The organism is Plantibacter sp. Mn2098 (assembly GCF_049319745.1).
Classification (GTDB): Bacteria; Actinomycetota; Actinomycetes; order Actinomycetales; family Microbacteriaceae; genus Plantibacter.
Genome location: NZ_JBMOUH010000002.1, coordinates 18,337 through 40,592 on the forward strand (window position 1 = coordinate 18,337; position 22,256 = coordinate 40,592).

The following is a 22,256-nucleotide window of genomic DNA, read 5'->3' on the forward strand; positions in this document are numbered from 1 at the left end:
CGGCCCGGAGGCTACTTGACGGAGCCTCCAGCTGCCACGATCTTCTGCTCAGCGGAGCTCGAGACCTTGTCAACTGCAACAGTCAGCTTAACCGCAATGTCGCCGTTTCCGAGAACCTTGACCTTCTCGTTCTTCCGGACTGCGCCCTTGGCGACGAGGTCACCGATGGTGACGTCACCACCCTTGGGGTACAGCTCGGCGAGCTTCTCGAGGTTGACGACCTGGTACTCGACCCGGAACGGGTTCTTGAACCCGCGGAGCTTCGGGGTGCGCATGTGCAGCGGCATCTGCCCACCCTCGAAGCCGACCCGGACGCTGTAACGCGCCTTCGTGCCCTTGGTACCACGACCAGCGGTCTTACCCTTGGACGCTTCACCACGGCCAACACGGGTGCGGTCCTTCTTCGCGCCGGCAGCCGGGCGGAGGTGGTGCACCTTGAGGACCTGCTCGCGCTTGGGCGCGACGTCAGCCTTCTTGGCCTTGGGAGCGGCCTTGGGGGCCTTCTCAGCGGTTTCAGCCTTGGCGGACGCCTTGGGGGCGGCCTTCGTAGCCTTTGCAGCCGCAGGCGCCTTGTCAGCAGCCTTGGCGGTGCTCTTCGGGGCGGTCTCCTCGGCCGAGGTTTCCTTCTTGTCAGCCATTAGTCGATCTCCTCAACCTTTACCAGGTGAGCAACAGTGTTCACATAGCCACGGTTCTGCGAGTCGTCCGGACGGACGACGACATCACCGATGTGCTTGAGACCCAGGCTGCGAAGCGTGTCGCGCTGGTTCTGCTTCTCACTAATCTTCGACTTGATCTGCGTGACCTTCAACTGCCCGGCCATCAAGCACCTACCTTCGCTTCAGCAGCAGCCTTGACAGCTTCTGCTTCGGCACGCAGCAGACGGGCCGGAGCGACCGCGTCGAACTCGAGACCACGACGGGCTGCAACGGCACGAGGTTCCTCGAGCTGCTTCAGCGCCGTGACGGTGGCGTGCACAATGTTGATCGTGTTGGACGAACCGAGCGACTTGCTCAGCACGTCGTGGATGCCAGCGCACTCCAGGACGGCGCGGACCGGACCACCGGCGATAACACCGGTACCGGCAGCGGCCGGACGCAGCAGGACGACGCCTGCTGCAGCCTCACCCTGGGTGGGGTGCGGGATCGTCGAACCGACGCGGGGGACGCGGAAGAAGTTCTTCTTCGCCTCCTCGACGCCCTTCGAGATCGCGAGCGGGACTTCCTTCGCCTTGCCGTATCCGACGCCGACGAGACCGTTACCGTCACCGACGACGACGAGAGCGGTGAAGCTGAAGCGACGACCACCCTTCACCACCTTCGACACACGGTTGATGGTCACGACGCGCTCCAGGAACTGGCTCTTCTCGCTGTCGCGGCTACCGCGATCGCGATTCGGGTTGCGCTCGCGACCGCCACGACGGGCTTCGCGGGGCTCACGGTCAGCCGTGGGCTCGGTGGCCGTTGCTGGCGCAGTTTCTGAGACAGCCGTCTCGGCCACCTTCTGCTCCTTGATTTCTTCGCTCACAGGTTCAATCCGCCCTCTCGAGCACCATCGGCAATGGCTGCCACGCGACCTGCGTAGCGGTTGCCTCCACGGTCAAAAACGACATCTTCGATGCCGGCAGCCTTCGCGCGCTCGGCGATCAGCTCGCCGACCTTGCGGGACTTGGCGGTCTTGTCACCCTCGAAGGTGCGCAGGCCGTCTTCCATGGTGGAAGCGGAGACCAGCGTGTGACCCTTGGAGTCGTCGACGACCTGCACGAAGACGTGGCGGGCCGAGCGGTTGACAACGAGGCGCGGACGAACCGCGGTGCCCTCGATCTTCTTGCGCAGACGCAGGTGACGGCGGCCACGTGCGGCAGTCTTTGTTGGACGAGCCATGCTTACTTACCAGCCTTTCCGGCCTTGCGACGAACGACCTCGCCGGCGTAGCGCACACCCTTGCCCTTGTAGGGCTCAGGCTTACGAATCTTGCGGATGTTGGCAGCAACTTCACCGACGGCCTGCTTGTCGATGCCGGCGACGGTGAGCTTGTTGTTGCCTTCGACCGTGAGCGTGATGCCAACAGGCGGCTCAACGGTGACGGGGTGCGAGAAGCCGAGGGCGAACTCGACCGCGGTGCCCTTCTGAGCGACGCGGTAACCGGTGCCGACGACCTCGAGGCCCTTGGTGTAGCCCTGGGTCACACCGATGATCTGGTTCGCGAGCAGGGTACGCGTGAGGCCGTGCAGCGAACGCGAAGCGCGCTCGTCGTCCGGACGGGTCACGAGGATCTGGTTGTCCTCGAGCTTGACCTCGATGGGGCTCGCGACGGTGAGCTGGAGCTCACCCTTCGGACCCTTGACGGAGACGGCCTGGCCGTTGACGTCGATGGTCACGCCTGCGGGCACGTCGATGGGAAGTCTTCCAATACGGGACATGACTGGCTACCACACGTAGGCGAGGACTTCCCCACCCACGCCCTTCTTCTCGGCCTGGCGGTCCGTCAGGAGGCCGCTGGAGGTGGACAAGATCGCAACGCCGAGGCCACCGAGGACCTTGGGGATCTCGGAGGACTTCGAGTACACCCGGAGGCCGGGCTTGGAGACGCGCTTGATGCCGGCGATCGAACGTTCACGGTTCGGGCCGAACTTGAGCGACAGGGTGAGCGTCTGTCCGACGGTCGCGTCAGTGACCTCGTAAGCGGCGATGTAGCCTTCCGCCTTGAGGATCTGGGCGATGTTCACCTTGAGCTTGGAGTGGGGCATGGACACGGTGTCGTGGTGCGCCGAGTTCGCGTTCCGCAGTCTGGTCAGCATGTCTGCGACCGGATCTGTCATGGTCATGTCGTGTGATTCCTTTGTTCACCAGGTTTCGACATCCTGTGCAAGGGTGCCGACCTGTGGTGGTTGAACCGACTCCGCGAAATTCACGGGGCCGGTGGTGCCCGGTCCTCGGTTTCCCGAGGACCGGACGGGCCGTGCTGATTTTACAGGTGTTACTGGTTGTCCGCCGACTTGAAGGGGAAACCGAGCTGCTTGAGCAGCGCGCGACCCTCTTCGTCGTTCTTCGCCGTGGTGACGACAGTGATGTCGAAACCGCGGACGCGGTCAATCTTGTCCTGATCGATCTCGTGGAACACTGACTGCTCCTGGAGACCGAAGGTGTAGTTGCCGTTGCCGTCGAACTGCTTGTCCGAGAGACCGCGGAAGTCGCGGATACGGGGCAGTGCGAGGTTGATCAGGCGGTCCAGGAACTCCCAGGCGCGGTCGCCACGAAGCGTGACGTGAGCGCCGATGGGCTGACCTTCGCGCAGCTTGAACTGTGCGATGGACTTGCGTGCCTTGGTGACCTGCGGCTTCTGGCCGGTGATCTTGGTGAGGTCCGAAACAGCGCCGTCGATGACTTTGCTGTCACGGGCTGCCTCGCCCACACCGGTGTTGACGACGACCTTCACGAGACCGGGCACCTGGTGCACGTTCGTGAAGCCGAAGTCCTTCTGCAGCTGCGGAAGGATCTCAGCGCGGTACTTGAGCTTGAGACGGGGCTGGATTTTGCCAGTTCCCACTTCAGTGTCGGTCATTACAGGTCCTTACCTGACTTCTTGGCGTAGCGAACGCGGACGGTCTTCTCGACCCCGTCCTTCACGACGACTTCGTTGCGGTGGCCGACGCGCGTCGGTCCCTTGGTCTCCGGGTCGACGAGTGCGACGTTGGAGATGTGGATCGAGGCCTCGACGGTCTCGATGCCACCGGTCTTCGTACCGCGCTGGGTCTGGCCGACCTTGGTGTGCTTGGTGACGAAGTTGACGCCCTCGACGATGACGCGGTTGCGCTCGGAGAGGACCTCGATGACGCGACCCTGCTTGCCGCGGTCTCCGCCGCGGTCCTGCTTGGCCCCGGTGATGACCTGAACCAGGTCACCCTTCTTGATCTTTGCCATGACTTAGATAACCTCCGGCGCCAGCGAGACGATCTTCATGAACTTCTTGTCACGAAGTTCACGACCGACCGGCCCGAAGATGCGGGTGCCACGGGGGTCCCCGTCCGCCTTCAGGATCACTGCCGCGTTCTCATCGAACTTGATGTACGAACCGTCGGGACGACGGGTCTGCTTGCGCGTGCGGACGATGACGGCCTTGACGACGTCACCCTTCTTCACGTTGCCACCGGGGATCGCGTCCTTGACGGTCGCGACGATGGTGTCACCGAGGCCCGCGTACCGACGGCCGGAGCCACCGAGAACGCGGATGGTGAGGAGTTCCTTGGCGCCGGTGTTGTCGGCGACCTTGACTCTAGATTCCTGCTGAAGCATTCTTCACTCTTCCTGAATACGAAAGTAGGCGGGGCCTACTTGGCCTTCTCGAGGATCTCGACGAGGCGCCAGCGCTTGGTAGCGCTCGTGGGGCGGGTCTCACTGATGAGAACGAGGTCGCCGATGCCGGCGGAGTTCGTCTCGTCGTGCGCCTTCACCTTGGAGGTGCGGCGGATGACCTTGCCGTAGAGCGGGTGCTTCACGCGGTCTTCGACCTCGACGACGATGGTCTTGTCCATCTTGTCGCTGGTCACGAGACCACGGCGGGTCTTGCGGTAGCCGCGAGCCAAAACGTCCTTGACGTCGTGCTCAGACGACTCGTGGCCCTGTGCGGCCTTGTCGGTGGCGGTAGCCATGTCTAGGCCTCCTTCGTTTCGGTCTCAGCGGCCTCGGCTGCAGCGGTGTCTTCCGACGCCGGAGCTGCCTTCGCCTTCTTCGTCTTCTTCTCGGCCTTCGCCTCGACGACCTCGACGGTCGGCGTTGCACGGATGCCGAGCTCGCGCTCACGGATGACCGTGTAGATGCGAGCGATGTCGCGCTTCACGGCGCGCAGGCGGCCGTGGTTCTCGAGCTGGCCGGTAGCCGACTGGAAGCGCAGGTTGAACAGCTCTTCCTTCGCCTTGCGGAGCTCCTCGAGGAGGCGCTGGTCTTCAAAGGTGTCGAGCTCGATTGGGGTGAGCTCCTTGGATCCGATCGCCATTATGCGTCGCCCTCCTCGCGCTTGATGATGCGTGCCTTGAGGGGCAGCTTGTGGATTGCGCGGGTGAGCGCTTCGCGGGCCAGGGTCTCATCGACACCGGCGACCTCGAACAGCACACGACCCGGCTTGACGTTCGCGACCCACCACTCGGGTGAACCCTTACCGGAACCCATGCGGGTTTCGGCGGGCTTCTTGGTCAGCGGACGGTCAGGGTAGATGTTGATCCACACCTTGCCGCCGCGCTTGATGTGACGCGTCATGGCGATACGAGCGGACTCGATCTGACGGTTCGTCACGTACGCGGGGCTGAGTGCCTGGATGCCGAACTCGCCGAACGACACCTTGGTGCCACCGGTTGCCTGGCCGCTGCGACCGGGGTGGTGCTGCTTCCGGTGCTTGACTTTACGTGGGATCAACATGGTTATGCCTCAACTCCTGCTGCGGCCGGAGCCTCGACAGCTGCCTTGGGGGCGCTGCTGGGGCCCGCGTTGCGGCGGGGGCGGTCGCCACCGTCGCGGCGTTCCGGACGCGTCGACTTCTGGTTGGCCTGCTCGCGAGCAAGCTCCTTGTTGGTGATGTCGCCCTTGTAGATCCAGACCTTCACGCCGATGCGGCCGAAGGTGGTCTTCGCCTCGTAGAAGCCGTAGTCGATGTTCGCGCGGAGCGTGTGCAGCGGCACACGGCCTTCGCGGTAGAACTCGGAACGGCTCATCTCGGCGCCGCCGAGGCGGCCGGAGACCTGGATGCGGACACCCTTGACTGCAGGGGTGCGCTGGGCGCCCTGCAGGCCCTTGCGCATCGCGCGGCGGAAGGCCACACGTGCGGAGAGCTGCTCGGCGATGCCCTGAGCGACGAGCTGAGCGTCGGCCTCTGGGTTCTTGACCTCGAGGATGTTCAGCTGGATCTGCTTGCTCGTGAGCTTCTCGAGGTCGGCGCGGATGCGCTCGGCCTCGGCGCCACGACGACCGATCACGATGCCCGGACGGGCGGTGTGGATGTCGACGCGGACGCGGTCACGGGTGCGCTCGATCTCGATGCGGCTGACGCCGGCACGGTCGAGCGAGGTCGCCAGCAGGCGACGGATCTTGACGTCCTCGGCGACGAAGTCGGCGTAACGCTGACCCTTCTTCGTGCTGTCGGAGAACCAGCGCGACACGTGGTCGGTGGTGATTCCCAGACGGAAGCCGTATGGATTGACTTTCTGACCCATTACTTGCTCACCTTCTTGGATGCCTTGTCAGCGGCCTTGGCCTCATCGGGCGTCGAGAGCTCGACGGTGATGTGGCTGGTGCGCTTGAGGATGCGGAACGCGCGGCCCTGTGCACGCGGACGGAAACGCTTGAGGGTTGCACCCTCATCGACGTAGGCGTTCGAGACGTACAGGTCCTGCTCGTCCAGGAACAGGTTGTCCTTGTCAGCCGTGACGCGAGCGTTCGCGATGGCCGAAGCAACCAACTTGTAGATGGGCTCGCTTGCACTCTGGGGTGCGAACTTCAGGATGGCCAAGGCCTCCTGAGCCTGCTTGCCGCGGATGAGCGCGACGACACGACGGGCCTTCTGGGGGGTGACGCGGATGTGTCGCACGCGGGCGATCGACTCCACCATTTCTCTTCCTCCTTCACGTCACCGCGTTAGCGGCGACGGCCCTTCTTGTCGTCCTTCACGTGGCCACGGAAGGTGCGGGTGGGGGCGAACTCGCCCAGCTTGTGCCCAACCATGGTCTCGGTGACGAACACCGGGATGTGCTTGCGACCGTCGTGCACCGCGATGGTGTGACCCAGCATGGCCGGGATGATCATCGAGCGGCGCGACCAGGTCTTGATCACGTTCTTGTTGTTGGCCTCGTTCGCGGTGACAACCTTGCGGAGCAGGTGGTCGTCGACGAAGGGGCCCTTCTTGAGACTGCGTGGCATCTTCTCTTACTCCTACTTACGCTTCTTGCCGGCGGTACGACGACGAACGATGAGCTTGTCGCTTTCCTTGTTCGGGTGGCGCGTGCGGCCTTCCTTCTGGCCCCACGGGCTGACCGGGTGGCGTCCACCGGAGGTCTTGCCCTCACCACCACCGTGCGGGTGGTCGATCGGGTTCATCGCGACACCGCGGACGGTCGGGCGGACACCCAACCAACGCTTGCGTCCGGCCTTGCCCCAGTTGATGTTCGACTGCTCGGCGTTGCCGACCTCGCCGATCGTGGCGCGGCAGCGGATGTCGACGTTGCGGATTTCACCCGACGGCAGACGGAGCTGCGCGTAGGGGCCGTCCTTGGCGACGAGCCGAACCGATGCACCGGCGGAGCGGGCCATCTTGGCGCCGCCGCCCGGCTTCAGCTCGATCGCGTGGATGACCGTACCGGTGGGGATGTTCTTCAGCGGCAGGTTGTTGCCCGGCTTGATGTCCGCGCTCGGGCCGGATTCGACGATGTCGCCCTGGCTCAGCTTGTTCGGAGCGATGATGTAGCGCTTGGTGCCGTCCACGAAGTGGAGCAGCGCGATACGTGCCGTGCGGTTGGGGTCGTACTCGATGTGAGCAACGCGGGCGTTCACGCCGTCCTTGTCATTGCGACGGAAGTCGATGACACGGTACTGGCGCTTGTGGCCACCACCGATGTGACGGGTCGTGATGCGGCCCTGGTTGTTGCGACCACCGGTCTTCGACAGCGGACGAAGCAGCGACTTCTCCGGGGTCGAACGGGTGATCTCCGCGAAGTCCGCGACAGACGAACCGCGACGACCTGGGGTCGTGGGCTTGTACTTACGAATAGCCATTTCTTATTCCTCTTCGTTCCCGGCCGTCTTAGCCAACAGCCGTGAAGATGTCGATGGAACCGGACTTGAGCGTCACGATCGCGCGCTTGGTGTCCTTGCGCTTGCCGGCACCGAACTTGGTGCGGCGCGTCTTGCCCTGACGGTTCAGGGTGTTGACGGATGCGACCTCGACGCTGAAGATCTTCTCGATGGCGAGCTTGATCTCGGTCTTGTTCGAGCGGGGGTCCACCAGGAAGGTGTACTTGCCCTCGTCGATCAGGCTGTAGCTCTTCTCGGAGACAACAGGTGCGATGATGACGTCGCGCGGGTCCTTGTTGATCGCGGTCATGCCGAGACCTCCTCAGTTGCGGCCTGTACGCCGGTCTTGCTGGCGACGAACGCCTCGAAGGCGGCCTTGGTGAAGACGATGTCGTCGGAGACGAGCACGTCGTATGCGTTGAGCTGGTCGTGGTTCAGCACGTGCACGTTCGCAAGGTTGCGAAGGCTCAGGCGGCTGAGGTCATCGCTGCGCTCGAGGACGATGAGGACGTGCTTCGAGGAAGCGACGGTCGTCAGGTACTCGGAAGCCGACTTGGTGGACGGCTTGTCTGCGACGGAGAACGAGTCCACGACGTGGAGACGGCTGCCGCGTGCGCGGTCGGAGAGAGCACCACGGAGAGCGGCGGCGATCATCTTCTTGGGGGTGCGCTGCGAGTAGTCGCGGGGCACTGGACCGTGGACGATGCCACCACCGGTCATCTGAGGAGCGCGGATGGAGCCCTGACGGGCGTTACCGGTGCCCTTCTGCTTGAACGGCTTGCGGCCTGCACCGGAAACCTCACCACGACGCTTGGTCTTGTGAGTTCCCTGGCGAGCAGCTGCGAGCTGAGCAACGACCACCTGGTGGATGAGCGGGATGTTGGTCTGGACGTCGAACACCTCAGCAGGAAGCTCGACAGTGCCGGCCTTCTTGCCCTTGGTGTCGAGCACGTCGAGAGTAGCGGTAGCCATGAAACTACGCTCCCTTCACTGCGGTGCGAACGAATACGATGCGGCCACGAGCGCCGGGAACGGCACCCTTGACCAGCAGCAGGCCCTTTTCGGCGTCGATGGCGTGAACGCGGAGGTTCAGCACGGTGACGCGCTCGCCACCCATACGACCGGCCATGCGCATGCCCTTGAAGACACGGCTCGGGGTCGAGGAGGCGCCGATGGAGCCCGGCTTGCGGTGGTTACGGTGTGCACCGTGCGATGCGCCGGTTCCCTTGAAGTTGTGACGCTTCATCACACCGGCGAAGCCCTTACCCTTCGAAGTGCCGACGACGTCGACCTTCTGGCCGGCTTCGAACACACCGTCGACCGCGAGTTCCTGACCGAGTGAGTAGTCGGAAGCGTCCGCGGTGCGGATCTCGGTGACGTGACGGCGAGGCGTGACGCCTGCCTTCTCGAAGTGGCCCGCGTCAGGCTTGCTGACCTTGCGGGGGTCGATCTGGCCGTAGGCGATCTGGACGGCGTTGTAGCCGTCGACCTCTGGCGTGCGCACCTGGGTGACGACGTTCGGGGTGATTTCGATCACGGTCACGGGAACGAGCTTGTTGTTCTCGTCCCACACCTGAGTCATGCCGAGCTTCGTGCCGAGCAGACCCTTGCTGGTCTTGTCAGTAGTAGACATTAGTTCGTGTCCCCTATCCGGCTCAGAGCTTGATCTCGATGTTGACGTCCGCCGGCAGGTCGAGACGCATGAGCGAGTCCACTGCCTTCGGGGTCGGGTCGATGATGTCGATCAGACGCTTGTGGGTGCGCATTTCGAAGTGCTCCCGGCTGTCCTTGTACTTGTGCGGAGAACGGATCACTGCGACCACGTTCTTTTCCGTCGGCAGCGGCACTGGGCCGACCACCGTTGCACCGGCGCGCGTGACCGTGTCAACGATCTTCCGCGCCGAGGTGTCGATGACCTCGTGGTCATACGACTTAAGTCGAATGCGGATCTTCTGTCCCGCCATGTGTGACTCACTCTCTGTCTAGCGTCATACGTATTGTTCGCATTGGACGCGCTAAATGCGTTTTGCAACGTTCAGTTGCTCCACGCCATTGGCACTACTGCTGTCGCACCACTGTTCTTCTGTCAAAGGCCAGGGTCTTGTGGGCTCTGCTCGCGCAGAGGTGTCCCGCTTCGACCTGCTGGTCCTCGTCCCTTCCCATCCCGGCTTGTGGCCGGTCTCCGTCCGGGCGCGCACAAGGCGAGACCGGTTGGGGTGTTGATGAGTTGGCTGTTCTGCTACCCGCGACCTAGGCTCGATCCCACGCTGTGCGAACACATCTGAGAGCGCCTATGTACTGCCTGGCAGTGATCCGACCTGGGCAGCGCAGAGCGCGGCCGTCCGGAATACTGAACTGGACTAGTCTGCCACGGATTCATGGTGCATGCAACCCGGGCGTGTCGCGCCTCGAACACTGCCATCCAGCTCGCAGTTTCACCCCGCCGGAGCGCCCTCCCTCGCGGAGTCTGAGGCGGAACGACAGCAGGGGCCCGGCTGATGCCGGACCCCTGCCGTGCGCCGAAGCGCGTGCGCTGCTGCGCGGGTGTCGCTACTCGGTGCCGACCGCTCCGTCGGCAGCCTTGCGCGCGTTCTCCACGTGGTCGGAGAACTTGTCACCGGTGACCTTGTTCGCGATGTCGGCCGCGCCGTCGAGCACCTTGTCGCTGATGTCCTCGGCCTGCTGGCTGTGCAGCGCCTCGTCGATCTTGTCCTTGTTCTCCTCGAAAAGCGCTTTGCCCTTGTTGACGAGGTCGTCGAGTCCCATGCGAAATCCCCTTCGTTGATCGCCCCATGCGATCGTGTGGACATTCTGCACCCTCTGCCAGCCGGAAGTACAGCATGACCGAATGTTTCCGGGCACGGCAAAGGGCCCGGAGCAGATGCTCCGGGCCCTTCACAACAGCACGTTCAGACCGATGTCGGCCTGCCGCAGAAGGAACCTACTTGAGGACCTTCGTGACGGTGCCGGCGCCGACGGTGCGGCCACCCTCGCGGATGGCGTAGCCGAGGCCCTCTTCCATGGCGATGGGCTGGATCAGCTCAACGGTCATTTCCGTGGTGTCGCCAGGCATGACCATCTCGGTGCCCTCTGGCAGCGTGATGACGCCGGTGACGTCGGTGGTGCGGAAGTAGAACTGCGGACGGTAGTTCGCGTAGAACGGGTTGTGACGCCCACCCTCATCCTTGGACAGGATGTACGCGGTGCCCTCGAAGTTCGTGTGCGGCGTAACCGAACCCGGCTTGACGACGACCTGGCCGCGCTCAACGTCTTCACGCTTCGTGCCGCGGAGCAGGAGACCACAGTTCTCGCCGGCCCATGCCTCGTCGAGCTGCTTGTGGAACATCTCGATACCCGTGACGATCGTCTTCTGCGTCGGACGGATGCCGACGATCTCGACCTCGGAGTTGATGGCCAGCGTGCCACGCTCGGCGCGGCCCGTGACGACGGTTCCACGACCGGTGATCGTGAAGACGTCCTCGATCGGCATGAGGAACGGCTTGTCCTTGTCACGCACGGGGTCGGGAACGTTGTTGTCGACGGCCTCCATGAGGTCGAGGATGCTCTGAACCCACTTCTCGTCGCCCTCGAGAGCCTTGAGGCCCGAGACGCGAACGACAGGTGCGTCCTCAGCGAAGCCCTGCGAAGCGAGGAGCTCGGAAACCTCGAGCTCGACGAGCTCCAGGATCTCCTCGTCCTCGACCATGTCGGACTTGTTCAGCGCGACGAGCAGGTAGGGGACGCCGACCTGCTTGGCGAGCAGAACGTGCTCACGGGTCTGCGCCATCGGGCCGTCAGTTGCGGCGACGACGAGGATCGCGCCGTCCATCTGAGCAGCACCGGTGATCATGTTCTTGATGTAGTCGGCGTGACCCGGGGCGTCAACGTGCGCGTAGTGACGAGCAGGCGTCTCGTACTCGACGTGCGAGATGTTGATCGTGATACCGCGCTGGCGCTCTTCCGGAGCCGAGTCGATCGACGCGAAGTCGCGCTGAACGTTCGTGGCGGACGGGTACTTGTCTGCCAGAACCTTCGAGATCGCTGCGGTGAGCGTGGTCTTGCCGTGGTCGACGTGACCGATGGTTCCGATGTTGACGTGCGGCTTGGTCCGCTCGAACTTGGCCTTGGCCACTGTGGGTCCTCCTCAGGACGTAGCGCAGAGCCCCAGGCACGATTGAGTGCCCGACACGCTGCAGGGATTTGTATTTATGTTACGCGATCCGGCTGGGTGTTTGTTCCACCCAGCCGAACCGCAAGAAGGACCGAGTGACTACTCGCCCTTGTTCTTCTGGACGATCTCGTCAGCCACAGCCTTCGGGACCTCCGCGTAGCTCTCGAAGGTCATCGAGTACACGGCACGACCAGAGGTCTTCGACCGAAGGTCGCCGATGTATCCGAACATCTCCGAGAGGGGTACGTTGGCGCGAACCACCTTGACGCCGGAGGCGTCTTCCATGGACTGGATCTGTCCACGACGGGAGTTCAAGTCGCCGATGACGTCGCCCATGTACTCCTCAGGAGTACGGACCTCGACCGCCATGAGCGGTTCGAGGAGGACGGGGTTGGCCTGACGCGCTGCTTCCTTGAAGCCCATGGAACCAGCGATCTTGAACGCCATCTCCGAGGAGTCGACGTCGTGCGCTGCACCATCGGTCAGGACGGCCTTGACGCCGACCATCGGGTAGCCGGCGAGGACGCCGACCTGGAGTGCATCCTGGAAACCGGCGTCGATCGACGGGATGTACTCGCGCGGGATGCGGCCACCGGTGACGGCGTTGACGAACTCGTACGTCTTGTCCGCGGTGACTTCCATCGGCTCGAGGTCGAACTGGATCTTTGCGAACTGACCAGAACCACCCGTCTGCTTCTTGTGCGTGTAGCCGTGCTTCTCGACCTTGCGCTTGATGGTCTCGCGGTACGCGACCTGCGGCTTGCCGACGTTGGCCTCGACGTTGAACTCGCGCTTCATGCGGTCGACGAGGATGTCGAGGTGGAGTTCACCCATGCCCTTGATGACCGTCTGGCCGGTCTCGACGTTCTGCTCGGTGCGGAACGTCGGGTCCTCTTCGGCCAGCTTCTGGATGGCCGTGCCGAGCTTCTCCTGGTCGGCCTTCGTCTTCGGCTCGATCGCGACCTCGATGACGGGCTCCGGGAAGCTCATCGACTCGAGGACGACCTGCTCGTTCGGGTCGGACAGGGTGTCACCGGTGGTGGTGTCCTTCAGGCCGATGACCGCGTAGATGTGGCCGGCGGTGACGAAGTCGACCGGGTTCTCCTTGTTGGCGTGCATCTGGAAGATCTTCCCGATGCGCTCCTTCTTGCCCTTGGTGGAGTTGATGATCTGCGCACCGCTGTCCAGGCGACCGGAGTACACGCGAACGTAGGTCAGACGACCGAAGAACGGGTGGACGGCGACCTTGAACGCGAGAGCCGTGAAGGGCTCCGTCGCGTCGGGGTGGCGGAGGACGACCTTCTCCTCGTCGCGAGCGTCGTGCGCCTCGATGGCGGGGACGTCGAGCGGCGACGGCAGGTAGTCGATGACGGCGTCGAGCATGGGCTGAACGCCGCGGTTCTTGAACGCCGAGCCGCAGAGGACCGGGTAGATCTCGCTGTTGACCGTGAGCTTGCGGATCGCAGCCTTGATCTCGGCGACGGTGAGCTCTTCGCCACCGAAGTACTTCTCCATGAGTGCGTCGTCGGTCTCCGCGACGGTCTCGAGGAGAGCGGTGCGGTACTCAGCAGCCTTCTCCTTGAGGTCCTCGGGGATCTCCTCGATGGCGTACTTGGCGCCCATCTCGACGTCACCCTTCGCGTCTCCGCGCCAGGTGAGTGCACGCATCTCGACGAGGTCGATGACGCCCTCGAAGTTGGACTCGGCACCGATGGGGAGCTGGATCACGAGCGGCTTCGCGCCGAGGCGGTTGATGATGGTGTCGACTGTGAAGTAGAAGTCGGCGCCCAGCTTGTCCATCTTGTTGACGAAGCAGATGCGGGGGACGTCGTACTTGTCGGCCTGGCGCCAGACGGTCTCGGACTGGGGCTCGACGCCCTCCTTGCCGTCGAACACTGCGACTGCGCCGTCGAGGACGCGGAGCGAACGCTCCACCTCGACCGTGAAGTCGACGTGACCGGGGGTGTCGATGATGTTGATCTGGTTCTTGTCCCAGAAACAGGTGGTTGCAGCGGACGTGATCGTGATGCCACGTTCCTGCTCCTGAGCCATCCAGTCCATGGTCGACGCGCCGTCGTGGGTCTCGCCGATCTTGTGGTTGACGCCCGTGTAGAACAGGATGCGCTCAGTGGTGGTGGTCTTTCCGGCGTCGATGTGGGCCATGATGCCGATGTTGCGGACCTTGTTCAGGTCGGTGAGCACGTCTTGTGCCACGGGGTTCCTCCGGGAATTGGGTGGATTGGAGCTGAAACTCTCAGAGATGAGGAGGCCGACGCTTGCGCGGTCGGCCTCCTCATCGGGCGCCGACTACCAGCGGTAGTGAGCGAACGCCTTGTTCGATTCGGCCATCTTGTGCGTGTCTTCACGACGCTTGACGGCTGCACCGAGACCATTCGACGCGTCGAGGATCTCGTTCTGGAGACGCTCGGTCATGGTCTTCTCGCGGCGACCCTTCGCGTAGCTCACGAGCCAACGCAGGGCGAGGGTGTTGGCGCGGTGAGGCTTGACCTCGACCGGCACCTGGTAGGTGGAACCACCAACACGACGCGAGCGCACCTCGAGCGTGGGGCGCACGTTGTCGAGCGCCTTCTTCAGGGTGACGACGGCGTCCTGGCCGTTCTTGGCTGCAACGCCTTCGAGTGCGTCGTAGACGATGCGCTCTGCGAGGCCCTTCTTGCCATCAAGAAGGATCTTGTTGACGAGCTGGCTGACGATGGGTGCGCCGTATACGGGATCGGCGACAACGGGGCGCTTCGGAGCTGGACCCTTGCGAGGCATTACTTCTTCTCCATCTTCGCGCCGTAGCGGCTGCGAGCCTGCTTGCGGTTCTTGACAGCCTGGGTGTCGAGAGCGCCACGGACGATCTTGTAGCGAACGCCGGGGAGGTCCTTGACACGACCGCCACGGACCAGGACCAGCGAGTGCTCCTGGAGGTTGTGGCCTTCACCGGGGATGTACGCGGTGACTTCGGTGCCGTTGCGCAGCTTCACGCGGGCGACCTTGCGCATCGCCGAGTTCGGCTTCTTGGGGGTGGTGGTGTACACACGCGTGCACACGCCCGCCTGCTGCGGGTTGCTCTTCAGGGCGGGCGCCTTGGTCTTGGTGACCTTGGGGCTGCGGCCCTTCCGAACCAACTGCTGAATGGTTGGCACTACTTGCTCCTTGATGGTTACTGCACGGTGACAGCGGTACTGAATATCAGCATTCGTGAATCGGTTTCCCGAAACGCGAGGTCATATGGACCCACCAGCACAGCGCAAGAGCGCCGTGCCGTGAAATGGTGGGTTATGCCGTGGGGGCGCCCGGATGGTTCCGGGCCTACCCATGTGTGATTGATGCCGGTGCACTCGTGAGTGTGGGATCTTGCGAACCCGGGCACCACGAGAGCGCACGGCAAAGCGCACACCCAAACAATGTTAGCCGCTGCTGCCAGCCCGGTCAAACAATCGCCGCCTCGTTCCCAGGGAACGGGCCTGGTCAGGCCGGTGCGCCCGGCTCCTCGGGGAGCAGTGACTGCAACAGGTTCGGCAGGAATTCGGCTCCGGCGTCGCCGAACCGGAGGATGTAGCCGTTCACCGAGAATTCAACCGGCTCCACGTTGGTGCAGAGGCCGACCGTGCCATCCGGCTTCGTGCCGGTGCAGGTCATCGACAGGTAGCCGGGCGTGACACCGGTCACCGCGAGCACGCCGTTGTGGTCCTCGATCGCCACGACGGGACGAGCATCGAGACTCCACCGGATGTCGGACGCCGTGTAGCCCTCGGTCCTCAGCCCGAACCCGCAGCCGGCCGGCACGAGCTCGGTCGATGCCGCACAGCCGTCGATGTAGGCGTTGACCGCCCGCTCGGCTTCCGTGTGCCCCGCCGCCGTCAGCGTCGCCGTCAAGGTGGCGGTCGCGACTCCCCCGAACCCCGCGACGACTCCGTCGACGGGTTGCACCTCGAACCACTCGTTGTCCTCGATCGACACCTCGTAGACGCCAGGGAACGCACGCAGGCCCTCGAGCTCCGATGCCGCATCGTGCAACGCTTCCGCAGAGACGCCGGGGATGCGGATCTCCGCGCCGCCAGGCATCGCCTCGTCGATCACGAGCGTCGACAACTCCGGGGCCTTGAGCGACCAGGTGTCGAAGAACAGGCCGCTCTTCGCGGCACCGCGTTCGAGGGTGAAGTCCTGCGTGAACGATTCGGTCCCCAGCGAGATGCTCGCCGTCACTTTGGCGAGCTTGCCGGCCAGCGTGGTCTTCGTGATCCGGTACGCGGTGACCCGCTCGCTCGCCGCCGCATACGCATCGTCGGTGAGGAGCACGTCCGACGCGTCCACCTGCGTCCTCGTCATGGCGAGGGCGTCCTCGATGTGACCGGCGCGGACCGCGTCGAGGTAGCGCTCGACCTGCACCTGCGGACGGTGGAGTGCTGCACCGACGGACACGCCGACGCCGACGGCTGCGAAGGCGAGGACGCTCACGGTCGCAGCCGCGATGATGGCGACGAGTCCGCCCCGACCCAGCCTGTTCCCACCCGGTGCGGACTCACTCGGTGTGGACCCGCTCTGTGTGGACTCGCTCTGTGTGGACTCACCCTGTGTGGACCCGCCCTGTGCCGATTCACTCGGCGCAGGCCCCAGTGTCGACTCCCCCGGCAACTCGTGTCCCTCATCGTCGTGCTGCATGTCGAATCCCCTCATCGTCACCAGTATCGGAACTGAGTACCTGGAGTACCAGGTGTTCTACGCTAGTGCGATCGATTCGATCGGCCAAACCGACGGAGCGCCCTGGAAGTTCACCACGGAGATCGGGGGGAATCGAGTTCGAGGGCGAGGTCGTCGAGCAGCGCGGTGATCTGCGGCTCGACGTAGCGCGCGATGCCGTCGTGGATCCGGACCCGGTGCTCGATGAGGATCTCGCACACCCGTCGGCCCGTCTCGTTCGCGCACGCATCCGCCAGGCCGATCTCCGTGCGGAGCGCCTGCTTCGCCTCCTCCGACAGCGGCGGAGGCGCTGCTGCTGCCGGCCGGTCGGAGCCGAGCTCGGCGAGCGTGAAGAGATACGGCTGCTCCGGATCGGGATCGGGGTCGAGCTGCAGCCCGTCGAACTCCGGGTCGAGGCCCTCACCCGGACGATAGGGGGTGAGCGCCGCGCGGGCGTCCGCATCGCGCAGTTCCGCGCCGAGGAGCGGCAGGTTGCGCTCGGTGTAGTCGGCGACGGCGTGGTCGACGATCGTCTTCATCCGGGTCGCGAGGCCGTGCTGCACCGCGTGCGGCACGTCACTGGCGATGCCGGCGGCCGCGAGCACCGGGGATCCGAGGCAGCGACGACAGACCCTCGTCCGGCCACGATGCGTCGAGGGGTGCCACCTGGGGAGCCACCGGAGCCAGGCATCGACTGCCTGGGCCACCGTGGTCTCGAGCGAGCGCTCCATGCTCCCTTACGGTACCCGGTCACCGCTCGAAGCGGGAACACCGGGACACGGGCCGGTCACTCCTTCGGCTCGATCCGCTTCGAGAGCCGCTCAGGCACCCGCAGCACGGAGCGCACCGTGCGAGCCGACCGGTACCGGAACGAGCTCAGACGACGCCGGAACCAGCCGACCTCGGCCAGCGCGGCGGCGGATCGCGCATCCGTCTCCGTCCACAGGCGTTCAGCCGCCTCTGGCGGGACGTCCTCGCCGGAGAAGACCGCGGCGTCTGCGCGTCTGGCGAGATCGCGCAGCCCGTCACCGAGCACATCCGTCCTCGTACCGGGCACCGAGTCCTCCGGCGCGACGAGCGGATCGTCCGCATCCCGGACTGCGACCGACTGCTCGCCGAGGGACGTCGCGACCCCGCTCCGGGTCACCCGCAGCGGGATCGTGTACCCCAGCTCGGCGTACCGATCGACGAGTTCGTCCCACGCGCCGGCTGCACGGGCATCGCCGGTGCCGTGGTCACGACGCCTCCGCACTCGTCGGCGCTTCGCCGCCGCGACCGCCAGCAACGGGACGACGTAGAGCGCCAGCGGGACCAGGACGATCCCGGCCGCCCACCACACCCAGACCGGCACGGCGAACGGATCCTTCTTGTCCTCGTCGTCGCCGTCGTCGATCGCCGCGTCGGTCAGCAGGCTGTCGTCGAGGTTGTCCGACCGAGGCGGCTGCCTGACCTGGGGTTGTGGCTCGGTCTTCGGCTTGGGGTCCTGGTCCTGCGGGATCTCGGTGTCGTCCGGGGTCGGCGAGAAGGACACCCAGCCGTAGCCTTCGAACGGGACCTCGACCCACGCCGTCACGTCGTGGCCGGTGACCGTGACCGATCGCTGCCCCTCCGTGACCTTGGGAGCGAAGCCCATCACCACGCGCGCAGGGTAGCCGAGCGATCGAGCCATCAGCGCGAACGCGGAGGCGTACTGCTCCTGGTCGCCGACCATCGGCGTGCGGGTGAAGAGCTCCGCCATGCGGTCTGCTCCGTGCCCGGCTCTCGACGGCGACGCATCCGACGCGAGCCCGTGGCTGAGGAAGCCGGTCGTGCGGAGGCTCTGCTCCATGGCGCGCAGCTGCGCCATCGGCGCCGTCTCTGACCCGACGAGCTCAGAAGCCTTCGCGACGACCACATCCGGGACATTCGTCACGGGCGGCAGATCGAGCTGCGCGGTCGGGGTCGACGCGAGTGTCGTGTCCGACGGCACCTGTTGGGTTTCAGCGGTCGCTTCGAACCGATCGCCTTTCGCGAGGCCCGTCGTCAGAACTGCCGCTCCGCTCTCGGCGTTGTACCGAACGGATTCCGCGTTCTCGGCCGTCTTCCCGTCGAGCTGCAGCGTCGACAGGTATCCGACGCCAGGCATCCAGATGTCCTGGTACCCGGCGACGTCGATCGTGACGTCGCGGCGCCCACCCGAGGTCACGAGGTCCGGCTGCGGCAGCGTCGAACCGACGAGTTCGAACGCCCCTGAGCCGTCCGTCGCCGTGGACGGGCCTGCAACCGTCCACAGCTTGCCGTCGTAGCTGTCCATGGCGGCGAGCCGGAGGCGGTCCCCCGGTTGCAGGCCGGTCGCGGTGAACAGCGGCGTCTGGTCCAGGTCCTTCGTGTACGTGCGGAATCCGGACAGCGGACTCGGATAGTCGAAGGGGTCGAACGGCGGGGTGACCACTTCGCGCAGCACATATCGGTCCGAAGCGGCCGGCGTCGTCACAACGGCGACACCTCCGCCGATCAGGACGGCCATACCGGCGACGGCTGCGACGCCGACGACCTTCTGTCGACGCAGCACGGCAGACGCGGAGGCGGCCACGTTCCGTCCGCGGCCCGCGGCCGGTCGCCAACCCAACCACACGAGCGCGATGACCGCGAACGCGATACCACGGAGCGCAGCGAAATAGGGCGAGGACGTGCCGAGCAGCACCACTGTGGCGAACAGCACGACGGGACCGAGCAGGACGACCGCGCACCGCACCGCGATCTGCGGACGCCTGGGCAGCCATCGCACCGCGAGCACCGAACCGACGACACCGACGAGCAGCGCCGCGAGATACGGCAGCGTCATGATGTACGCCGGCGCGCTGAGCGGCGTCGCGAGGGTGACGAAATCCTTCCAGCCGAACACCGAACCGACGGCCAGTCCACCGAGGGTGGTGAGGTTCGGTAGGAGGCCGAGGGTCGCCGCTGCTGGCATCGCGATGGCGCTCCCGAAGAGGAAGAACGCCGCGATCGTCACGAGCGCCGTCAGGAGCGCGCCGATCCGCAGAGCGTGCGACAGGACGCCGACGGCGATGCCGAGCGCCAGACCGCCGAGCCCCGCCACGAGGAATCCCGTGCCAGCGAGCGCGGCGCCGAAGCCGAACACCGCGATGCCGCCGAGCACGAACAGCACCGCCAGATCGATCCAGGAACGGCCGGGCAGCGGCCACGGCGCGACGAACGTCGGCACGATCCCCTGCACGTCGACATCGGCAGCCGTCGGCGCACCGGCGCGATCAGGGTGTACGGACGCGCTCACCGTGCGCTCGCTCACAGCGCCCTCGCCATCACCTTGTTGAGGTCGCCCAGCGCGCCGACGGTCATCACGGACATGCCGGCGACCTCGGTGATCGATGGACGCGCGCCTGCATCGACTCTGATGCCGAAGACGTTCACGTCCGGGCCGAACAGACGTTGGATGCCGCGATACTCGGGAGCGGCGAGCCTGGACCCCGCGAGCACGATGACGACACTCGGCGCCGGCAGCCGCTTCGTCATCTCCCGTGCGAAGGTGCGCGGCGTGCTGTGGAGGTCGTTGACGAGCTGCAGCCGGGAGCTGTCGTCGAGGAATGAGGTCACGGTGTGGGTCCGCAGGGCGAACTGGTCCGTCACCACGCTGATCTGCACCTGGTCGACGATGACCTGCGTTGCGATCGACGCCGCGAGCGAGACGGCCAGTTCGAATTCGTCCGCATCGGCGTAGTACCGCGCATCGGTCGTCATGACCATCGTGAGCTGCGACCGCCTGGACTCCTCGAACTGGCGCACCATCAGCTGCCCGGTCTTGGCCGACGAGCGCCAGTGGATGTATCGGCGGTCGTCCCCCGGCACGTACCCACGGAGGGCGTGGAAGGAGATGTCCGTGTTCGTGATCTTCTTGGTGATCTGCCCTTCGAGGTCGCGGATGAGTCCTGCGGCCGTCGGATGCAGACGGGTCGTGACCGGGTGGACGAACAGCTCGACCGGTTTCGTCCAGCGGACCTCGCGGCGCAGCAGGCCGAGCTGGTCGCCGCGCACGGACACCGCAGGGCCGGCGAGGATCACTGCCCTACGGTTGGTTGGCACGGCGAAGAGCTCCTCGTGCTCGCCTCCGGCCGGGATCCCCGGCATCGCGAACTCGGCCATGCCGTGCCCCACCGGGACTTCGAGCCTCGTCGGGGTCGTCGCTCGTGATCCGGGGTTCCGCACGAGCACCTGACCGATCGCCCGCTCCCCCACAACGACGCGCGTCGGATTGAGGTGGATCGACACGGAGAAGGTCGATCGACCGAAGAGGAACAGCACCGATACGAGCACGGCCGCGAGCGGCACCAGCCCGATGAAGAGGAGTTCCGACCAGCCCAGGACGGCCCCGACGACGGTGCCGACGAAACCGACGCCGAGCACGACCCAACCGAGCGGACTCACCACCGCGACGACGGGATGGATGAACGACCACAGCACCCGCAGCCACGGACCGACCACCTGCGCCACGGTACGCCACGCACCACCGAGCACCCCAGAGACGGAGGGGCCGTTCGTGCGTGCGGAGCCGCCGCCGGGCTCGGCCGTGCCGGATTCGTCCTGCACGCCCTCCGGCCGCGGATCCTCCTGCGCCATCGTGGGCTGATCGGTCACACTCATGCCGCGCGGTACGCCGGTGGTTCGATGCCGACGATGACCCTCGCAACGACGTCCTCCGCCGTGACGCCCGCGAAGTCCGACTCCGGGTCGATGATGATGCGGTGCGCGAGCACAGCGCTCGCAAGGGCGGTGACGTCGTCGGGTGTGACGAAGGTCCGTCCCTGCGAGATGGCCCAGGTCTTGACCGCCCGCACGAGCGCAAGCGCGCCGCGCATGCTCACGCCGAGCGCGACGTCCTTGTCGGTGCGCGTCGCAGCGGTCAGGTCTGCGATGTACTCCAGGATGCTCTGGTCCACGTGGACGTCGGATGCGAGCTGGGCCATCGTCACGACCGAGCTGGAACCGATGATCGGATGCACGTTCGTGGCACGCGCCCGGTTCGAGGCGTCGAGCAGGAGGCTCACGGAGGTGGCGCGATCCGGATACCCGAGGGTCGTCTTGATCAGGAAGCGGTCGAGCTGCGCTTCCGGCAGCTTGTAGGTGCCGGCCTGCTCGATCGGGTTCTGCGTGGCGATGACCATAAACGGCTTGCCAGCCTCGTAGCTCGTGCCGTCGACCGTGACGATGCCCTCCTCCATCACTTCGAGGAGCGCCGACTGCGTCTTCGGCGATGCACGGTTGATCTCGTCCGCCAGGACGATCGACGCGAAGATCGGCCCCTTGTGGAACTCGAACTCGCCCTTGCCCTGGTCGTAGATCGTCACCCCGGTCACGTCGGACGGCAGCAGGTCGGGGGTGAACTGGATCCTCGAACTCGTACCGTCGAGGGTGTTGGCGAGCGCCTTCGCGAGGACGGTCTTGCCGGTGCCCGGATAGTCCTCGAGCAGCACGTGGCCCTCTGAGAGCATCGCCGTGACGACGAGACGGATGACGTGGTCCTTGCCGAGGATGGCCTGCTCGACGTTGTCGACGAGTTTGCCGAAGGCGTCGGCGAACCAGTCGGCCTGCTCTTGCGTGACTGCCATGATGCGTTCTGC

The 22,256-nt window shown here is 65.2% G+C and carries 30 protein-coding genes; all 30 read right to left on the reverse strand.

Annotated elements, in window-relative coordinates:
* Positions 1 to 11: 11 nt before the first annotated feature.
* The 30 genes from rplO to ACL9RL_RS03035 all read right to left on the reverse strand — a co-directional run bounded on the left by rplO (position 12) and on the right by ACL9RL_RS03035 (position 22,244).
* A complete protein-coding gene (gene rplO, locus ACL9RL_RS02890; RefSeq protein WP_422778714.1) occupies positions 12 to 638 on the reverse strand; it encodes a 50S ribosomal protein L15 in 627 nt (208 codons plus the stop codon).
* Complete coding sequence (gene rpmD / locus ACL9RL_RS02895; RefSeq protein WP_422778715.1) at positions 638 to 823, reverse strand: 50S ribosomal protein L30; 186 nt, start codon at positions 821 to 823, stop codon at positions 638 to 640. Before rpmD ends, rplO begins: the two co-directional genes overlap by 1 nt.
* On the reverse strand, positions 823 to 1,527 hold the full coding sequence (gene rpsE, locus ACL9RL_RS02900) for a 30S ribosomal protein S5 (protein ID WP_422778716.1): 705 nt from the start codon (positions 1,525 to 1,527) through the stop codon (positions 823 to 825). The genes rpmD and rpsE overlap by 1 nt, the downstream gene beginning before the upstream one ends.
* Positions 1,524 to 1,883 (reverse strand): 50S ribosomal protein L18, encoded by a 360-nt coding sequence (rplR, locus tag ACL9RL_RS02905; RefSeq protein WP_422778717.1) that lies wholly within the window; start codon positions 1,881 to 1,883, stop codon positions 1,524 to 1,526. Before rplR ends, rpsE begins: the two co-directional genes overlap by 4 nt.
* Positions 1,884 to 1,885: 2 nt before the next feature.
* The gene (gene rplF, locus ACL9RL_RS02910; RefSeq protein ID WP_422778718.1) at positions 1,886 to 2,422 is read right to left on the reverse strand and encodes a 50S ribosomal protein L6; all 537 of its coding nucleotides are present in this window, start codon (positions 2,420 to 2,422) and stop codon (positions 1,886 to 1,888) included.
* Positions 2,423 to 2,428: 6 nt separating this feature from the next.
* The gene (gene rpsH / locus ACL9RL_RS02915) at positions 2,429 to 2,827 is read right to left on the reverse strand and encodes a 30S ribosomal protein S8 (protein ID WP_422778719.1); all 399 of its coding nucleotides are present in this window, start codon (positions 2,825 to 2,827) and stop codon (positions 2,429 to 2,431) included.
* Positions 2,828 to 2,979: 152 nt separating this feature from the next.
* Positions 2,980 to 3,564 (reverse strand): 50S ribosomal protein L5, encoded by a 585-nt coding sequence (gene rplE / locus ACL9RL_RS02920; protein ID WP_422778720.1) that lies wholly within the window; start codon positions 3,562 to 3,564, stop codon positions 2,980 to 2,982.
* Positions 3,564 to 3,923, reverse strand: a complete 360-nt coding sequence (rplX, locus tag ACL9RL_RS02925) for a 50S ribosomal protein L24 (RefSeq protein ID WP_422778721.1) — start codon at positions 3,921 to 3,923, stop codon at positions 3,564 to 3,566. Before rplX ends, rplE begins: the two co-directional genes overlap by 1 nt.
* A 3-nt stretch (positions 3,924 to 3,926) precedes the next feature.
* Positions 3,927 to 4,295: a 50S ribosomal protein L14 gene (rplN, locus tag ACL9RL_RS02930; RefSeq protein WP_056008123.1), complete on the reverse strand. Its 369-nt coding sequence runs from the start codon at positions 4,293 to 4,295 to the stop codon at positions 3,927 to 3,929.
* 35 nt (positions 4,296 to 4,330) lie between these two features.
* Entirely contained in the window at positions 4,331 to 4,651 is a 321-nt protein-coding gene (gene rpsQ / locus ACL9RL_RS02935) for a 30S ribosomal protein S17 (protein WP_422778722.1), read from the reverse strand.
* A gap of 2 nt (positions 4,652 to 4,653) precedes the next feature.
* Entirely contained in the window at positions 4,654 to 4,995 is a 342-nt protein-coding gene (gene rpmC, locus ACL9RL_RS02940; RefSeq protein WP_422778723.1) for a 50S ribosomal protein L29, read from the reverse strand.
* Complete coding sequence (gene rplP / locus ACL9RL_RS02945) at positions 4,995 to 5,414, reverse strand: 50S ribosomal protein L16 (RefSeq protein WP_422778724.1); 420 nt, start codon at positions 5,412 to 5,414, stop codon at positions 4,995 to 4,997. Before rplP ends, rpmC begins: the two co-directional genes overlap by 1 nt.
* Positions 5,415 to 5,416: 2 nt before the next feature.
* The gene (gene rpsC, locus ACL9RL_RS02950) at positions 5,417 to 6,205 is read right to left on the reverse strand and encodes a 30S ribosomal protein S3 (RefSeq protein WP_422778725.1); all 789 of its coding nucleotides are present in this window, start codon (positions 6,203 to 6,205) and stop codon (positions 5,417 to 5,419) included.
* Entirely contained in the window at positions 6,205 to 6,600 is a 396-nt protein-coding gene (rplV, locus tag ACL9RL_RS02955) for a 50S ribosomal protein L22 (RefSeq protein ID WP_422778726.1), read from the reverse strand. Before rplV ends, rpsC begins: the two co-directional genes overlap by 1 nt.
* Before the next feature lie 26 nt (positions 6,601 to 6,626).
* Positions 6,627 to 6,908: a 30S ribosomal protein S19 gene (gene rpsS / locus ACL9RL_RS02960; protein ID WP_064296700.1), complete on the reverse strand. Its 282-nt coding sequence runs from the start codon at positions 6,906 to 6,908 to the stop codon at positions 6,627 to 6,629.
* Positions 6,909 to 6,920: 12 nt separating this feature from the next.
* Positions 6,921 to 7,760, reverse strand: a complete 840-nt coding sequence (gene rplB / locus ACL9RL_RS02965; protein ID WP_422778727.1) for a 50S ribosomal protein L2 — start codon at positions 7,758 to 7,760, stop codon at positions 6,921 to 6,923.
* 28 nt (positions 7,761 to 7,788) lie between these two features.
* Positions 7,789 to 8,088, reverse strand: a complete 300-nt coding sequence (rplW, locus tag ACL9RL_RS02970; protein ID WP_422778728.1) for a 50S ribosomal protein L23 — start codon at positions 8,086 to 8,088, stop codon at positions 7,789 to 7,791.
* Entirely contained in the window at positions 8,085 to 8,750 is a 666-nt protein-coding gene (rplD, locus tag ACL9RL_RS02975) for a 50S ribosomal protein L4 (protein ID WP_422778729.1), read from the reverse strand. Before rplD ends, rplW begins: the two co-directional genes overlap by 4 nt.
* Before the next feature lie 4 nt (positions 8,751 to 8,754).
* A complete protein-coding gene (rplC, locus tag ACL9RL_RS02980) occupies positions 8,755 to 9,411 on the reverse strand; it encodes a 50S ribosomal protein L3 (protein WP_422778730.1) in 657 nt (218 codons plus the stop codon).
* 22 nt (positions 9,412 to 9,433) lie between these two features.
* Positions 9,434 to 9,742 carry a 30S ribosomal protein S10 gene (gene rpsJ, locus ACL9RL_RS02985; RefSeq protein WP_022895514.1) on the reverse strand — a complete coding sequence of 103 codons (309 nt, stop codon included), beginning with the start codon at positions 9,740 to 9,742 and terminating at the stop codon, positions 9,434 to 9,436.
* Positions 9,743 to 10,328: 586 nt separating this feature from the next.
* On the reverse strand, positions 10,329 to 10,544 hold the full coding sequence (locus ACL9RL_RS02990) for an antitoxin (protein ID WP_422778731.1): 216 nt from the start codon (positions 10,542 to 10,544) through the stop codon (positions 10,329 to 10,331).
* 175 nt (positions 10,545 to 10,719) lie between these two features.
* The gene (tuf, locus tag ACL9RL_RS02995; RefSeq protein WP_422778732.1) at positions 10,720 to 11,910 is read right to left on the reverse strand and encodes an elongation factor Tu; all 1,191 of its coding nucleotides are present in this window, start codon (positions 11,908 to 11,910) and stop codon (positions 10,720 to 10,722) included.
* 138 nt (positions 11,911 to 12,048) lie between these two features.
* Entirely contained in the window at positions 12,049 to 14,163 is a 2,115-nt protein-coding gene (gene fusA, locus ACL9RL_RS03000) for an elongation factor G (protein ID WP_422778733.1), read from the reverse strand.
* Between the two features lie 93 nt (positions 14,164 to 14,256).
* Positions 14,257 to 14,727: a 30S ribosomal protein S7 gene (gene rpsG / locus ACL9RL_RS03005; protein WP_422778734.1), complete on the reverse strand. Its 471-nt coding sequence runs from the start codon at positions 14,725 to 14,727 to the stop codon at positions 14,257 to 14,259.
* Positions 14,727 to 15,101: a 30S ribosomal protein S12 gene (gene rpsL / locus ACL9RL_RS03010; protein WP_347867121.1), complete on the reverse strand. Its 375-nt coding sequence runs from the start codon at positions 15,099 to 15,101 to the stop codon at positions 14,727 to 14,729. Before rpsL ends, rpsG begins: the two co-directional genes overlap by 1 nt.
* Positions 15,102 to 15,426: 325 nt before the next feature.
* Entirely contained in the window at positions 15,427 to 16,635 is a 1,209-nt protein-coding gene (locus ACL9RL_RS03015; RefSeq protein WP_422778735.1) for a hypothetical protein, read from the reverse strand.
* Positions 16,636 to 16,730: 95 nt separating this feature from the next.
* Positions 16,731 to 17,369 carry a spermidine/putrescine ABC transporter substrate-binding protein gene (locus tag ACL9RL_RS03020; protein WP_422778736.1) on the reverse strand — a complete coding sequence of 213 codons (639 nt, stop codon included), beginning with the start codon at positions 17,367 to 17,369 and terminating at the stop codon, positions 16,731 to 16,733.
* 56 nt (positions 17,370 to 17,425) lie between these two features.
* On the reverse strand, positions 17,426 to 19,915 hold the full coding sequence (locus tag ACL9RL_RS03025) for a transglutaminase domain-containing protein (protein ID WP_422778737.1): 2,490 nt from the start codon (positions 19,913 to 19,915) through the stop codon (positions 17,426 to 17,428).
* Between the two features lie 11 nt (positions 19,916 to 19,926).
* Positions 19,927 to 21,279, reverse strand: a complete 1,353-nt coding sequence (locus tag ACL9RL_RS03030; RefSeq protein ID WP_422778738.1) for a DUF58 domain-containing protein — start codon at positions 21,277 to 21,279, stop codon at positions 19,927 to 19,929.
* Positions 21,276 to 22,244: an AAA family ATPase gene (locus ACL9RL_RS03035; RefSeq protein WP_422778739.1), complete on the reverse strand. Its 969-nt coding sequence runs from the start codon at positions 22,242 to 22,244 to the stop codon at positions 21,276 to 21,278. Before ACL9RL_RS03035 ends, ACL9RL_RS03030 begins: the two co-directional genes overlap by 4 nt.
* Positions 22,245 to 22,256 lie beyond the last annotated feature (12 nt).

Excerpts from the sequence above, each read along its gene's own strand:
- rplO (WP_422778714.1), bottom strand. The coding sequence starts at position 638 with ATGGCTGACAAGAAGGAAACCTCGGCCGAGGAGACCGCCCCGAAGAGC.
- rpmD (WP_422778715.1), bottom strand. The coding sequence starts at position 823 with ATGGCCGGGCAGTTGAAGGTCACGCAGATCAAGTCGAAGATTAGTGAG.
- rplR (WP_422778717.1), bottom strand. The coding sequence starts at position 1,883 with ATGGCTCGTCCAACAAAGACTGCCGCACGTGGCCGCCGTCACCTGCGT.
- rplF (WP_422778718.1), bottom strand. The coding sequence starts at position 2,422 with ATGTCCCGTATTGGAAGACTTCCCATCGACGTGCCCGCAGGCGTGACC.
- rpsH (WP_422778719.1), bottom strand. The coding sequence starts at position 2,827 with ATGACCATGACAGATCCGGTCGCAGACATGCTGACCAGACTGCGGAAC.
- rplE (WP_422778720.1), bottom strand. The coding sequence starts at position 3,564 with ATGACCGACACTGAAGTGGGAACTGGCAAAATCCAGCCCCGTCTCAAG.
- rplX (WP_422778721.1), bottom strand. The coding sequence starts at position 3,923 with ATGGCAAAGATCAAGAAGGGTGACCTGGTTCAGGTCATCACCGGGGCC.
- rplN (WP_056008123.1), bottom strand. The coding sequence starts at position 4,295 with ATGCTTCAGCAGGAATCTAGAGTCAAGGTCGCCGACAACACCGGCGCC.
- rpsQ (WP_422778722.1), bottom strand. The coding sequence starts at position 4,651 with ATGGCTACCGCCACCGACAAGGCCGCACAGGGCCACGAGTCGTCTGAG.
- rpmC (WP_422778723.1), bottom strand. The coding sequence starts at position 4,995 with ATGGCGATCGGATCCAAGGAGCTCACCCCAATCGAGCTCGACACCTTT.
- rplP (WP_422778724.1), bottom strand. The coding sequence starts at position 5,414 with ATGTTGATCCCACGTAAAGTCAAGCACCGGAAGCAGCACCACCCCGGT.
- rpsC (WP_422778725.1), bottom strand. The coding sequence starts at position 6,205 with ATGGGTCAGAAAGTCAATCCATACGGCTTCCGTCTGGGAATCACCACC.
- rplV (WP_422778726.1), bottom strand. The coding sequence starts at position 6,600 with ATGGTGGAGTCGATCGCCCGCGTGCGACACATCCGCGTCACCCCCCAG.
- rpsS (WP_064296700.1), bottom strand. The coding sequence starts at position 6,908 with ATGCCACGCAGTCTCAAGAAGGGCCCCTTCGTCGACGACCACCTGCTC.
- rplB (WP_422778727.1), bottom strand. The coding sequence starts at position 7,760 with ATGGCTATTCGTAAGTACAAGCCCACGACCCCAGGTCGTCGCGGTTCG.
- rplW (WP_422778728.1), bottom strand. The coding sequence starts at position 8,088 with ATGACCGCGATCAACAAGGACCCGCGCGACGTCATCATCGCACCTGTT.
- rplD (WP_422778729.1), bottom strand. The coding sequence starts at position 8,750 with ATGGCTACCGCTACTCTCGACGTGCTCGACACCAAGGGCAAGAAGGCC.
- rplC (WP_422778730.1), bottom strand. The coding sequence starts at position 9,411 with ATGTCTACTACTGACAAGACCAGCAAGGGTCTGCTCGGCACGAAGCTC.
- rpsJ (WP_022895514.1), bottom strand. The coding sequence starts at position 9,742 with ATGGCGGGACAGAAGATCCGCATTCGACTTAAGTCGTATGACCACGAG.
- ACL9RL_RS02990 (WP_422778731.1), bottom strand. The coding sequence starts at position 10,544 with ATGGGACTCGACGACCTCGTCAACAAGGGCAAAGCGCTTTTCGAGGAG.
- rpsG (WP_422778734.1), bottom strand. The coding sequence starts at position 14,727 with ATGCCTCGCAAGGGTCCAGCTCCGAAGCGCCCCGTTGTCGCCGATCCC.
- ACL9RL_RS03015 (WP_422778735.1), bottom strand. The coding sequence starts at position 16,635 with ATGAGGGGATTCGACATGCAGCACGACGATGAGGGACACGAGTTGCCG.
- ACL9RL_RS03020 (WP_422778736.1), bottom strand. The coding sequence starts at position 17,369 with ATGGAGCGCTCGCTCGAGACCACGGTGGCCCAGGCAGTCGATGCCTGG.
- ACL9RL_RS03030 (WP_422778738.1), bottom strand. The coding sequence starts at position 21,279 with ATGAGTGTGACCGATCAGCCCACGATGGCGCAGGAGGATCCGCGGCCG.
- ACL9RL_RS03035 (WP_422778739.1), bottom strand. The coding sequence starts at position 22,244 with ATGGCAGTCACGCAAGAGCAGGCCGACTGGTTCGCCGACGCCTTCGGC.